Origin of the sequence: Magnetospirillum molischianum DSM 120 (assembly GCF_000294655.1) — a bacterium.
Lineage (GTDB): Bacteria > Pseudomonadota > Alphaproteobacteria > Rhodospirillales > Magnetospirillaceae > Phaeospirillum > Phaeospirillum molischianum.
The window spans coordinates 277,807-290,689 of the sequence record NZ_CAHP01000001.1 but is presented as its reverse complement, the minus strand read 5'-3'; the positions used below and the strand labels follow the sequence as shown (position 1 = coordinate 290,689).

12 protein-coding genes are annotated in these 12,883 nt (G+C 61.9%); 1 reads left to right on the top strand and 11 read right to left on the bottom strand.

All coding sequences use genetic code 11. The annotated features are described in order from the left end of the window. Nucleotides 1–3: 3 nt before the first annotated feature. From PHAMO_RS01405 to PHAMO_RS01365, 9 genes are all read right to left on the bottom strand, one after another. Nucleotides 4–459 carry a hypothetical protein gene (locus PHAMO_RS01405; protein WP_002725641.1) on the bottom strand — a complete coding sequence of 152 codons (456 nt, stop codon included), beginning with the start codon at nt 457–459 and terminating at the stop codon, nt 4–6. A gap of 142 nt (nt 460–601) precedes the next feature. Beyond that, entirely contained in the window at nt 602–904 is a 303-nt protein-coding gene (locus PHAMO_RS01400; protein ID WP_155801446.1) for a hypothetical protein, read from the bottom strand. Nucleotides 905–1,137: 233 nt separating this feature from the next. Continuing rightward, nucleotides 1,138–2,328 (bottom strand): elongation factor Tu, encoded by a 1,191-nt coding sequence (tuf, locus tag PHAMO_RS01395; RefSeq protein WP_002725635.1) that lies wholly within the window; start codon nt 2,326–2,328, stop codon nt 1,138–1,140. Nucleotides 2,329–2,361: 33 nt separating this feature from the next. Next, nucleotides 2,362–4,446, bottom strand: a complete 2,085-nt coding sequence (fusA, locus tag PHAMO_RS01390; protein WP_002725633.1) for an elongation factor G — start codon at nt 4,444–4,446, stop codon at nt 2,362–2,364. A 21-nt stretch (nt 4,447–4,467) separates the two neighbouring features. Next, nucleotides 4,468–4,938 (bottom strand): 30S ribosomal protein S7, encoded by a 471-nt coding sequence (gene rpsG / locus PHAMO_RS01385; RefSeq protein ID WP_002725632.1) that lies wholly within the window; start codon nt 4,936–4,938, stop codon nt 4,468–4,470. A gap of 14 nt (nt 4,939–4,952) precedes the next feature. Continuing rightward, nucleotides 4,953–5,324 (bottom strand): 30S ribosomal protein S12, encoded by a 372-nt coding sequence (rpsL, locus tag PHAMO_RS01380; RefSeq protein WP_002725631.1) that lies wholly within the window; start codon nt 5,322–5,324, stop codon nt 4,953–4,955. 283 nt (nt 5,325–5,607) lie between these two features. Further along, complete coding sequence (gene hpnJ / locus PHAMO_RS01375) at nt 5,608–7,038, bottom strand: hopanoid biosynthesis associated radical SAM protein HpnJ (RefSeq protein WP_002725630.1); 1,431 nt, start codon at nt 7,036–7,038, stop codon at nt 5,608–5,610. Continuing rightward, nucleotides 7,035–8,189, bottom strand: a complete 1,155-nt coding sequence (gene hpnI / locus PHAMO_RS01370) for a bacteriohopanetetrol glucosamine biosynthesis glycosyltransferase HpnI (protein WP_002725629.1) — start codon at nt 8,187–8,189, stop codon at nt 7,035–7,037. The genes hpnJ and hpnI overlap by 4 nt, the downstream gene beginning before the upstream one ends. A 3-nt stretch (nt 8,190–8,192) precedes the next feature. Further along, nucleotides 8,193–8,801: an ABC transporter substrate-binding protein gene (locus tag PHAMO_RS01365; protein ID WP_002725628.1), complete on the bottom strand. Its 609-nt coding sequence runs from the start codon at nt 8,799–8,801 to the stop codon at nt 8,193–8,195. Between the two features lie 175 nt (nt 8,802–8,976). Here PHAMO_RS01365 and hpnH point away from each other — a divergent pair, with 175 nt between their 5' ends. After that, complete coding sequence (gene hpnH, locus PHAMO_RS01360; RefSeq protein ID WP_040566040.1) at nt 8,977–10,095, top strand: adenosyl-hopene transferase HpnH; 1,119 nt, start codon at nt 8,977–8,979, stop codon at nt 10,093–10,095. Nucleotides 10,096–10,178: 83 nt separating this feature from the next. On the opposite strand, the gene PHAMO_RS01355 is transcribed toward hpnH, so the two are convergent. Beyond that, on the bottom strand, nt 10,179–10,898 hold the full coding sequence (locus PHAMO_RS01355; RefSeq protein WP_155801444.1) for a phosphorylase family protein: 720 nt from the start codon (nt 10,896–10,898) through the stop codon (nt 10,179–10,181). After that, on the bottom strand, nt 10,888–12,831 hold the full coding sequence (gene shc / locus PHAMO_RS01350) for a squalene--hopene cyclase (RefSeq protein ID WP_235720765.1): 1,944 nt from the start codon (nt 12,829–12,831) through the stop codon (nt 10,888–10,890). The genes PHAMO_RS01355 and shc overlap by 11 nt, the downstream gene beginning before the upstream one ends. Nucleotides 12,832–12,883 lie beyond the last annotated feature (52 nt).

The following is a 12,883-nucleotide window of genomic DNA, read 5'->3' as shown; positions in this document are numbered from 1 at the left end:
CGGCTAGCGGCCCATGACCGTGCTACCGAGGATCACCAGCACAGCAACAGCGCCAACGATCCACAGAATATATTTCTGCACCACTTCGGAAAACCCGGCGAACCGGCCCGCAGCGGCCCGTTCCGTATTGCCGATCACCACTTCGGTCTTGCCGATGGCGCTGGTCTGCGAATGCTGGATGGTGGCATGGGCACCGGCCTGGGTCGCCTTGGCGGTCTGGTCGGTAAAGGAGGTCAATGCCGCATCCAGGGCCGACACATCCAGTTTCATCTCGGCGGCCTTGACCTGGACCGAGACCATTCCGTCGGCATGCTGCCGTTTGATCAGGGCAACCTGCGCATCGGACAAACCGCTCAGATCGAGCGAGTCGCTCTGCGTGAGGCTTAATGCCCGCTCCGCCGGTATATTATTTGCAACCGGCTCGACGCTCTGGAGCTCTCGCCCACCGTTCTCCGTCATTTCCGTTCCTCGAAACCCATGGATTCAAGACCCAAAGAGAATAGCCGCCGCAGTTCCTAACCGGCAACTGTGCGACCGATCCCCCCGGAATGTCGACCTGCCGATTCCCGCCCAATTCCGAGCCGGAACCAGGCGATTTCCCCTACGATCCGGCTTTTCCCCCGTCCCGGACCTTCTTAACGGCACTGTACCCGGCCAAAGACCCGATCACCAGCCCGATTAGAGCCAAAATCATCGCGCTCGAAACGGCGCTTCCCGCCACGGTGATTTCGACCAACGGCGACAAAACAATACCACCGACGGCACAGAGCAAAGCCATCAGCGTGGTGGTCTTGGTCTCGTTAGAAGAATGGGCGAAGGCAAGACCGAAGCGCCCGGTCAGCCGCACCAGAAGACGTGACAGCTTCATCACGAACAACGCAACGAGGCGCGTTCCCTTCGCCACAAGTTTCGTTCCCTGCGCGAGTCCGCTTACCACCTTGGCCATCGCCAATCCCCTCGAACGTTAGGGATTGAATATTAGACACCCTGCGGGCGCGAGGCAAGATGGCTTGGGGCATGGAAGACGCTATCGCCTTTGGATCGACGGCACAGACACGTCCCCCGCGCACCCACAAACGAAAACGCCCGGAGCAGTAAGCTCCGGGCGCGTCGTACAAACCTTAAGGACCGTCGAGACTACTCGAGGACCTTGGCAACCACACCGGCACCGACGGTACGGCCGCCTTCGCGAATAGCGAAACGCAGACCCTGATCCATCGCGATCGGGGCGATCAGCACAACGCTCATCTTCACGTTGTCGCCCGGCATCACCATTTCGGTGCCTTCCGGCAGCGACACGACGCCGGTGACGTCGGTGGTGCGGAAGTAGAACTGCGGACGATAATTGGTGAAGAACGGGGTGTGACGTCCACCTTCTTCCTTGGTCAGGATGTAGGCTTCGGCCTCGAACTTCGTGTGCGGCGTGATCGAACCCGGAGCCGCCAGAACCTGGCCACGCTCGACGTCTTCACGCTTGGTGCCGCGCAGCAGAGCGCCGATGTTGTCGCCAGCCTCACCCTGATCGAGCAGCTTGCGGAACATTTCAACGCCGGTGCAGGTGGTCTTGACGGTCGTCTTGATACCGACGATCTCGACTTCCTCGCCAACCTTCACCACGCCACGCTCGACACGGCCGGTCACGACGGTGCCACGGCCCGAGATCGAGAACACGTCTTCGATCGGCATCAGGAACGGCTTGTCCTTCGGACGTTCCGGCTGCGGGATGTAGCGGTCAACTTCGGCCATCAGCTTCAGAATCGCTTCCTTGCCGATTTCCGGGCTGCGGTCTTCGAGAGCACACAGCGCCGAGCCCTTGACGATCGGAATATCGTCGCCAGGGAAATCGTAGGACGACAGCAGCTCACGAACCTCAAGCTCAACCAGGTCGAGCAGTTCGGGATCGTCAACCATGTCGACTTTGTTCATGAACACGACCAGGGCCGGAACACCGACCTGACGCGCCAGCAGGATGTGCTCGCGGGTCTGCGGCATCGGGCCGTCAGCCGCCGAAACGACCAGGATCGCGCCGTCCATCTGCGCCGCGCCGGTGATCATGTTCTTCACATAGTCGGCGTGGCCGGGGCAGTCAACGTGAGCATAGTGACGATTGCTCGTCTCGTATTCCACGTGCGCCGTCGAAATGGTGATGCCGCGAGCCTTCTCTTCGGGGGCCTTATCGATCTGGTCGTAGGCCGTGAAGGTCGCTCCGCCGGTCTCGGCCAGAACCTTGGTGATCGCCGCAGTCAACGAGGTCTTGCCATGGTCAACGTGACCGATGGTGCCGATGTTGCAGTGCGGCTTGTTGCGCTCGAATTTCGCCTTAGCCATCGTCTCTTACTCCGTCCTCGAATACCGTGTTTTTTAGCCAGCCAGCTTGGCGCGAATCTCGTCCGACACATTCTGAGGCACTTCGGAATAGTGATCGAAGTGCATCGAGTACTGCGCCCGGCCCTGCGACATCGAGCGCAGGGTATTGACGTAGCCGAACATGTTGGCGAGAGGCACCATGGCGGTGATGACGCGGGCATTACCGCGCTGATCCATGCCGTTGACCTGACCGCGACGGCTGTTCAGATCGCCAATGACGTCGCCCATGTAGTCTTCGGGGGTGACGACCTCGACACGCATCATCGGCTCAAGCAGCTTCGGACCCGCTTTGGCGATACCTTCGCGGAAGGCAGCGCGGGAAGCGATTTCGAAGGCCAGCACCGACGAGTCGACGTCGTGATAGGCACCGTCGATCAGGGTCGCCTTGAAGTCGATCAGCGGGAAGCCGGCAATCACGCCATTGTCCATCGCCGAGCGGATACCCTTTTCGACGCCGGGGACGTATTCCTTCGGCACCGAACCACCAACGACCTTGTTGGTGAAGACGAAACCGTCGCCCTTCTCGGCCGGCTCGAAGCGGATCTTGACGCGGGCGAACTGACCCGAACCACCGGTCTGCTTCTTGTGGGTGTAGTCGCACTCGTAAGACTTCGAGATCGTCTCACGATAGGCCACCTGCGGCGCGCCGACGTTGGCTTCGACCTTGAACTCGCGCTTCATGCGATCAACGAGGATTTCGAGGTGAAGCTCGCCCATCCCCTTGATCACCGTCTGACCGCTTTCGGGGTCCGACGCAACGCGGAAGGACGGATCCTCGGCGGCAAGACGCGCCAGGGCAACGCCCATCTTTTCCTGGTCAGCCTTCGACTTCGGTTCGACCGCGACCTCGATCACCGGCTCGGGGAAGTCCATGCGCTCCAGGATCACCAGCGAGCTGGGGGTCGGGTCGCACAGGGTATCACCGGTCGTGGTGTCCTTGAGACCAGCGAAGGCGACGATATCGCCAGCGCGGGCTTCCTTGATTTCTTCACGCGAATTGGCGTGCATCAGCAGCATACGGCCGACGCGCTCGCGCTTTTCCTTGACGGTGTTCTGGATGTACGAACCCGACTCGACAACGCCCGAATAGACGCGGACGAAAGTCAGCGAACCGACGAAGGGATCGTTCATGATCTTGAAGGCAAGACCAGAGAACGGCTCGTCATCGGTGGCGTGACGGAAGATTTCCTCTTCGGTGCCGAACTTCACGCCGTTGATGGCGGGAATGTCGAGCGGCGACGGAAGGTAATCGACCACCGCGTCGAGCAGGGGCTGAACGCCCTTGTTCTTGAAGGCCGAACCGCACAGCACGGGCACGAAGGTCCGAGCGATGGTGCCCTTGCGGATACAGGCACGAAGAGTCTCGATCGAGGGCTCCTCGCCGCTGAGATACAGCTCCATCGCGTCATCGTCCATCTCGACCGCGGTCTCGATGAGCTGGGCGCGATATTCGGCGGCCTTCTCGGCCAGATCGGCCGGGATCGGGGCGTCTTCGAACTCGGCGCCCAGGTTTTCGTCTTTCCAGATCACCGCGCAGTTGCGCAGCAGATCGACGACACCGAGATAGTTGCTCTCTTCGCCGATCGGCAGATGGAGCACCAGCGGACGGGCACCGAGGCGATCGATGATCATATCGACGCAACGGTAGAAGTTGGCGCCGATACGATCCATCTTATTGACGAAGCAAATCCGCGGAACTTCGTACTTGTCTGCCTGACGCCACACCGTCTCGGACTGCGGCTCGACGCCAGCGACCGAGTCGAACACCGTCACCGCACCATCGAGCACGCGCAAGGAACGCTCGACCTCAATGGTGAAGTCGACGTGACCGGGGGTGTCGATGATGTTGACGCGATGATCACGCCAGAACGCGGTCGTCGCGGCGGAAGTGATGGTGATACCGCGTTCCTGCTCCTGCTCCATCCAGTCCATGGTGGCGGTGCCTTCATGCACCTCACCGAGCTTGTAGGACTTTCCGGTGTAGTAAAGGATACGCTCGGTCGTGGTGGTCTTGCCGGCATCGATGTGAGCCATGATGCCGATATTGCGGTACCGATCGAGGGGCGTCGTGCGGGCCATTTTTATTCTCGCGTTTCCGGTTTACCAACGATAATGCGAGAAGGCCTTGTTGGCCTCTGCCATACGGTGGGTGTCCTCGCGCTTCTTGACAGCGGCGCCACGGTTGTTGGCGGCATCAAGCAGCTCGGCGGACAGGCGGTCGATCATCGTGGTTTCGGAACGCTTGCGCGAATACTCGATCAGCCAGCGGATCGCGAGCGCCTGACGGCGATCGGTGCGGACTTCGACCGGAACCTGATAAGTGGCACCACCAACGCGACGCGACCGGACTTCGAGAGCCGGCTTCACGTTGGTCAGGGCCTCGTGGAACACCTTCAACGGGTCCTGGCCGCTCCGGGCCTGGATCTTGTCAAGGGCGCCATAAACAATCGCTTCGGCGGCGGACTTCTTGCCATCGAACATGAGGCAATTCATGAACTTGGCAACGACGAAATCGCCGAACTTGGCGTCGGGAGTGATCTCGCGCTTTTCGGCGGCGTGACGACGGGACATCTGTGACGAACTCCTTACTTCGGACGCTTCGCGCCATACTTCGACCGGCGCTGACGGCGGTCCTTAACACCCTGCGTATCGAGGGTACCACGGATGATATGGTAGCGAACGCCCGGCAAATCCTTCACACGGCCGCCGCGGATCATCACCACCGAGTGTTCCTGGAGGTTATGGCCCTCGCCGGGAATGTAGCTGGTGACTTCGAAGCCGTTGGTCAGACGCACGCGGGCAACCTTACGAAGCGCCGAGTTCGGCTTCTTCGGGGTCGTGGTGTAAACGCGGGTGCAAACGCCGCGCTTCTGCGGGCAGGCTTCAAGCGCCGGCACCTTGTTACGATCCTTCTCCGGGGTACGCGGCTGGCGGATCAGCTGGTTAATCGTAGGCATACGGTCTCTTTCCCCTCGCAGGAATGGCGCAACCAAGATGAAAGGTCACCGGCAGCCTGACTACCGGGCCTCTTCGGGTATCGGTCGCCGACCCGTCCGGCGTTAACATCGTTGTTTCGCTAATCGGCGGACGACGGTGTCATGGCCCGTCGCCAGCCACCGGTCCCCCGGGAGGCCCGCATCCTATTTATCCGCTCTCCCCCCGTCAAGAGAAACTGAGTCCAGAAACCGGCACACGCAGTTCCGGACCCGGCTCTCTTGGGGTGGGCGAACGAATCCGGGATCAGCAATCGGCCCCAGGCTTACGCGTGCGCAGGAACTGGAAGAATTCGACACCCTCGCGCAGGCGACGCTTCATCATATCCCAGTCCTGAACCATCTCCAGGACAATTTCACCGATCTTCGACGGGCGGAAATAAAACGCCTTATAGAAATCGGCGACGGCAGAGAAGATCTCCTCCGACGACAGATGCGGGTAGTGCAGTGCCGCCATCTGCCAGCCATCCTGGCGCAACAACCCTTCGTCCTGCTTGAACCATCCGTTGTCAATCGCCTGACGGAACAGCTCTGTCCCCGGATAGGGAGCCGCCATCGACACCTGGAGGGTCCGCGGATTGACTTCCTTGGCAAAAGCCAGGGTCTGCTGGATCGTCTCGCGGGTTTCGCCCGGCAAGCCGATAATGAAGGTGCCGTGAACGATGATCCCCAACTCGTGGCAATCCTTGGAGAACTGCCGCATGATGTCGAGGCGCAGCCCCTTACGGACATTGTTGAGAATGTCCTGAACACCGGATTCATATCCGACCAGCAACACACGCAGGCCGTTGGCCTTCAGCACTTCCAGGGTCTTGCGCGGGATGTTGGCCTTGGCGTTACAAGACCACGGAATCCCCAACTTACCGATACCGCGGGCAATTTCCTCAACCCGCTCCAGGTCATCGGTGAAGGTGTCGTCGTCGAAAAAGAATTCCTTCACTTCGGGGAACATTGCCCGAGCCTGGGTCACTTCCTCGATCACGCTGGCAGGCGTCCGGGCGCGGTAAGAGCGTCCGCCGATCGTCTGCGGCCACAGACAGAAGGTGCATTTCGACCGACATCCCCGCCCGGTATAGAACGACATGTAGGGATGCTTGAGATAGCCGATGAAATAATCTTCAATCTTCAGATCGCGACGATAAACCGGCGAGACGAACGGCAGCGCGTCCATGTCGGTGATCAGGGCGCGATCCTTGGTGTTGACCACCGCCCCATCAACGCCGCGGAACGTCAGGCCATCGATCTCGGCGAACGGCTTGCCTTCGGCGATCTCGACAATGGTGTAGTCGAATTCGTTGCGGGCAATGAAATCGATCGCGGGCGAAGCCAGCAACGACGGCTCGGGCACAGTGGCGACATGCGCGCCGACCATGCCGATCATCAGGTTGGGGTTGGCGGCCTTGAACGCCTCGGCAACCTTAACCTCGGAAGCGAAGGTGGCGGCACTGGCATAGATCACCAGCAGTTCGAAATCCTTCGCTAACGGCAAGATGTCGGCCAGGGTCTGGCCGTGAGCCGGAGCATCGACCAGCTTCGAATCGGGAACCAGCGCCGCGAGCTGGCCAAGCCAGGTCGGATACCAGAAAGAGCGAACTTCACGCTTCGCCTGATAGCGGGCACCGGCGCCGCCGTCGAACCCTTCGAGCGAGGGTGGATTGAGAAACAACGACTTCTTCATGAGGCTAACCCCTCGACAGGCTCTAGAGTACCGTCACGGCGGACGACAAAACGGCGGCCACGCCATAGCACAGTCCGCCCCGCCGATGCGACAGCATAGACGGCGACAGAAAGAATTTCCCGCAACGCCAGATCGGTCAGATCGGCGCGCGGCAGACCAAAAGCAGCTTCCTCGGCCCGTACCGCCCACAGGCGGCAGGCCGAAGCCGCGCCCAGCACCACCAGCCCCACGCCGACACTACCCGCGACCAACGAGACACCGGCTGCAAGCAGGGCCAGCCCAAACGGCTGGGTAATGATCGAAGCAAAGTAACCGGCGCGGTCAATCGAAGCGATGGTCCGCGCCCAACGAATTTCGTGATCGAACAGCGTTCTCAGATCGGGCTCGGTGACGACAATATCGACCGGACGAGCCGCCAGGGCAATTCTGAGTCCCTGGGCCCGCGCCATCGCTCCCAGCGCCCAATCGTCAGCCAGCAGATCGGCGACGGCATCCAATCCGCCGCCCCGTTCCAGCACCGACCGCCGGATCGCGATCGAGGCACCGAAGCAACCGTCGCAACGGCCCAGCGCCCGAGCAACCAGAGCCGAGGGCAGGAAGCCGTGATTGATCCCCAGCGCACCGATACGGCTCCACAATCCCTCGCCGAAACGACCGACGTAAAGGCTGGTGACCACTCCGACCGTGGGATCGGCAAATGGTGCGACCAGATCGTCGAGATAGCCGCGATCAACCCGGACATCGCTATCGGCGACAACGATCAGATCGTGACGGGCCTCGGGCCACATCGACAGCAGATTGGCGACCTTGCGGTTGCGCGCGGGGCCACCGGGCCGCACCACAACCATAACCTCGCCCCCAGGCGGCGGCGCAGGCAGCGCCCGCACGACATCAAGTGCAGAATCGGACGGATCGCCAACGCCGAACAGAACCTGAAACGCCGGATAATCTTGGCGCAGAGTAGACTCAAGTGCCGTATCCAAACCGGCCTCAGCACCATGGAGCGGCTTCAGCAGACTGACCGGAGGGCGTTCGACCGGAACCAACCGCGATGCAGCGGCAAACCGCCGAACCAGAATCGCGGCGGCGATTTGGTAAACGCATCCGGCGCCGACCAACGCGGTCAGCAGCCAGAACAACATACTAATCATGCGTCAGTTTCCACCCTGAGCGCGGGTCTGGGCGTCAAGAGTCTCGATCAGCCCGTCCAATCCCTTGGCGCGATAAATCGATAAGAACTCGGAACGGCGAACCGCCACCTGACTGACCGTTCCCTGATAATAAACGTCAACAATCCGCCAACGCCCCTGATCCTCACGCAGCAGATAATCGATCGCGACCGGCTCGCTATCCTTGGGGACGATCTTGGTCGGCACGATCACCGCCCCCTGAGTCGATGCCCGCGCCTCTCCAACCTCGAACCGCTCGCCATTCCAATCGTCGAACTGAGCGGCATAGGTCGCGACGGAAAAGCGGGTATAGGCATCGGACAGCCGCAACGCCTCTTCCGGCGCCATTTTGGCAGCCGCCGCCCCCAATGTCGCCCGTGTCATCGCCGCCATATCGTAAGCCGCTGCCACTGCCGGGCGCAGCTTTTCGACCCGTCCATTGAACCCCAGCTTTTGCCCGGTCTTCATCACATCGAGCAGGCGATCGTTGAAGGTGGCGATGACCGCCTCGGCCTCTCCCGCCCGTGCCGGAGCCGACAGGCCCGCAACCAGGATGACGAGCGCCAGAATCGCGGCGACAAAACCCGGCTTCATGGGAAACCTCATATTCATTCTCATGACCGCAGCCCATAGCACATCCTGCGGCCCCGGCGCCATCGGCGCGTTGCGGACCGACGTTCCGTCGTTGAACTTGACGACGACCGGCCTGTATGATCCGCCACCCGCCAGAAACGCCCGGCGGCCCCGCCAACAACCCGAGTCGAAATCCGTGGCAGTCCCCCTTAAACAGACCCTGCGTATCGGCGCTTATGTTCTGCGCCAGCACCTTTCCGGCGCCAAGCGCTATCCCTTGGTGCTGATGATGGAGCCTCTGTTCCGCTGCAACCTCACCTGCGCCGGCTGCGGAAAGATCGATTATCCCGACGACGTGCTGAACGCCCGCCTGTCCGTGGCCGATGCTCTGGCCTCGATCGACGAGTGTCCGGCCCCGGTGGTGGTGATGGCTGGCGGTGAGCCGTTGCTCCACCGCGAGATGGACCGGATCGTTCGCGGAGCCTTGGCGCGGGGTAAGTTCGTCTATCTGTGCACCAACGCCCTGCTGCTCGAAAAGAAGCTCGATCAGTTCGAGCCGAACCCGGCCTTCACCTGGACCGTCCACCTGGACGGCAACCGTGAGGACCACGACCACGCGGTATCGCGCGACGGCACTTTCGATCAGGCGGTAGCGGCGATCAAGGCGGCACGGGCGCGGGGCTTCCGCGTCAATATCAATTGCACCCTGTTCAACAACGCCGACCCGGCGCGGATGGCCGAGTTCTTCGACTTTGCCCATTCGATCGGGGTCGAGGGAATCACCCTGTCGCCGGGCTACGCCTACGAACGCGCCCCCGACGGCCAGCACTTCCTGACGCGGCGGACGACCAAGGATTTGTTCCGCACCCTGTTCCGGTTGGGCAAGGGGCGCGGATGGAAGTTCACGCAATCCTCGCTGTTCCTCAACTTCCTTGCCGGCAACGAAACCTATGCCTGCACGCCGTGGGGCAATCCGACCCGCAACGTGTTCGGCTGGCAGCGTCCGTGCTATCTGCTGGGCGAAGGTTATGCCCGCACCTACAAGGAACTGATGGAAGAAACCGACTGGGAGTCCTACGGCACCGGCAAGTATGAAAAATGCGCCGATTGCATGGTTCACAGCGGCTATGAACCGACCGCCGTCACCGACACCTTGAATCATCCACTGAAAGCGGCACGGGTCGCGCTGTTTGGGCCGCGCACCGAGGGGCCGATGGCTCCCGATCTTTCGCTCGACAATCAGCGTCCGGCGGTTGACCGCTACGCCGAAGTGTTGGAAGAAGGGCGGGCCTTGCTGAAAACCGATCCGAGCTAAAGGGTTCGATCGGTGAGACTCGCAAGCGAGTCCGGGCAACCGCCCGGATCGCCTGCGGGCAGCCACCCCAAATCGGAATGAATTTAAAGCCCGAACGCCGGTCCCAGACCGCCGAGAGCAACGCGCAGGGCCGAGTGTGCCGTGTGAGAGTCAAGTCCGACCCGGATCAGGTCGGGCAATTCCCACGGCTTTAGCGCAAGGCGGCCGATAACGGCGAAGGGACGGGACTTTCCATCGGGACCAATCCCGGCCAGGGCCGATGATGGCAAAGACAAATCGGCGGCATCGGCCACGGCACGGATCACCGCGAATGGACGCCCCGCCGCTGCCGCGACACGGGCCACCGCGCCGCTTTCCATATCGACGACCCGCGCCCCACTGGCGACGAATAACGCCTGTTTCGCGCCCCGCCCAACCACAGGACCGGCAGACGCATGGATCAATCCGCTCTGCGAATGCGGGATCGCGTTGAGCAACCGGCACATCCAGACCTGATTGGTATCAAGGGTTTCGTCGCCATCCTGGACGGCGGTGCCGATAACGATCTCGCCTGGAACCAGCGCCGGATCGAGGCCGCCGCCAATCCCCAGACTGAGCAGCGCCTCGGCCCCCTCGTCGAGCAGACGGCGGGCCTCGGAGGCGGCGCGGGCGCTGTCTGCTCCCGCGACGCCAATCCGGGTTCCGGGCGGCAACAGCGCCGCCTCGGACTCCATTCCGACGATCACCCCCACCGCCACCTGGCCGGGCACGCCGTCCAGCCAACAGGCGGCGGGGAAACCAGCGCTGTCTGCCTCAGAGGGCATGCAGTACCGGCCCGGCATTGCCGGTGGTCAGGTTACGATAGCGCGCCAACGCCCATACCGGGAAGAACTGCCGGTAGCCGTGATAGCGCAGGTAAAACACACGGGGGAAACCAACCGCCGTGTAATGCTCCTCGTCCCACAACCCTTCTTTGGTGCGGGTGTTGACGAGATACGCAATGCCACGCGCCACCGCCGGATTTTTGGCCTCGCCCACCGCCATCAGACCGAGCAAAGCCCAAGCGGTCTGAGACGGAGTGCTGACGCTGGCCTCGCCATGCGGCTCGCCATCCCAATAGGAACGACCGTCCTCACCCCAGCCGCCGTCCTCGCGCTGCTTCGACAGAAGCCATTCGACTCCCTTGCGGATCGCGGGATGGTCGTGCTCTACCCCGGCGGCGTTCAATGCCGTCAGGGCCGACCAGGTGCCATAAACGAAATTGGTGCCCCAGCGGCCGAACCACGAGCCATTTGGCTCCTGTTCCTTCAGCAGATAGGCCACACCTTCCTTTGCCACCGGATCGCTCTGGCGTTCGCCCAGCACCGACAGCACCGAGACACAACGCGCCGAGACGTCGGCGGTCGGCGGATCGAGCAGAGCACCGTGGTCGGCGAAGGGAATGTGGTTAAGGTAATGAGCGGTGTTCTCGGCGTCGAATGCACCCCAACCACCGTCCTCGCTCTGCATCCCACGCAGCCACACCGCACCCTTTTCGATGGAATCGGCATAGCGTTGCGGGTCGATCCGGTCGAGTGCCGCCATCACCACGGCGGTATCGTCAACATCGGGATAATGCGGGTTGGCGTACTGGAACGCCCAGCCGCCAGGAGCCAGACCGGGACGGCGCACCGCCCAGTCACCCACAAAATCGGTGACCTGACGCTCGACCAGCCAATCGGCGGCGCGCCGGACTGACTGTTCAGCCTCCGGCCCACCAGCCTCGAGCAGGGCATGGGTCGCCAGCGCCGTGTCCCACACCGGCGACACGCAGGGCTGAACCCAGGCGCGGTCGCCCTCCTCAACCACCAGATTGCGGATCGATTTCTTGGCAGTCACGACACGGGGATCGTCCTTCGGCACGCCCAGCAGGTCGTACATCAGAACGGCATTGACCATCGCCGGGAAGATCGCGCCCAGTCCGTCTTCGCCATTGAGGCGCTCATCGACGAAGGCGACCGCCCTCTCGACCGCAAGACGGCGCAGGCCCTGCGGGAAATAAGGCTGAACCTGATGCAGCACACGGTCGAGGCCACGGAAAACATAGGCCCAGTGCGAACGCGGCTTGTCGATATACCAGTTGGTCACCTGCTCGGGCGGCGTGGTGAACAACTCGGGAATACCGATCTTCAGCGGGTTACGCGCCTGGGGACGCAGGCTCATCAGCACGATCAGCGGCGCGATCACCGTGCGCGACCAATAGCTGACCCGATCGAGATGGAACGGGAACCAGCGCGGCAGCAGCATGATCTCGACCGGCATCACCGGCACGCCTTTCCACGGAATCTGACCGAACAGGGCCAGCAGGGTCCGGGTGAAGACATTGCTGGTGGCGGCACCGCCATGAGCCAGAATCGCCTCGCGCGCCCGCTTCATGTGCGGGGCATTGATATCGTCGCCGATCGCCTTCAGGGCGAAATAGGCTTTAACCGAGGCGCTGATATTGAATTCGCCACCGTGGAACAGCGGCCAGCCACCATGCGTCTTGTCCTGGATGTCGCGCAGATAAACACCGATGCGGCGTTCAAGAGGCGGGTCCCGCTCATCGAGATAATGCAGATAGAGGACAAACTCGGACGGAATGGTGGCATCGGCCTCCAGCTTGAACACCCAATGACCATCTTCCTTCTGGCTGGACATCAAGGCGGCGGCAGAGCCACGCACCGCATCTTCCAGCCGGTCGGCGGCAATGGTGGAGTCGTTGGATCGCGGTTTCACTTCACTCGCAAACACGTCGGACCTCATAAAACAGAAACGGGGCACTCCGGTG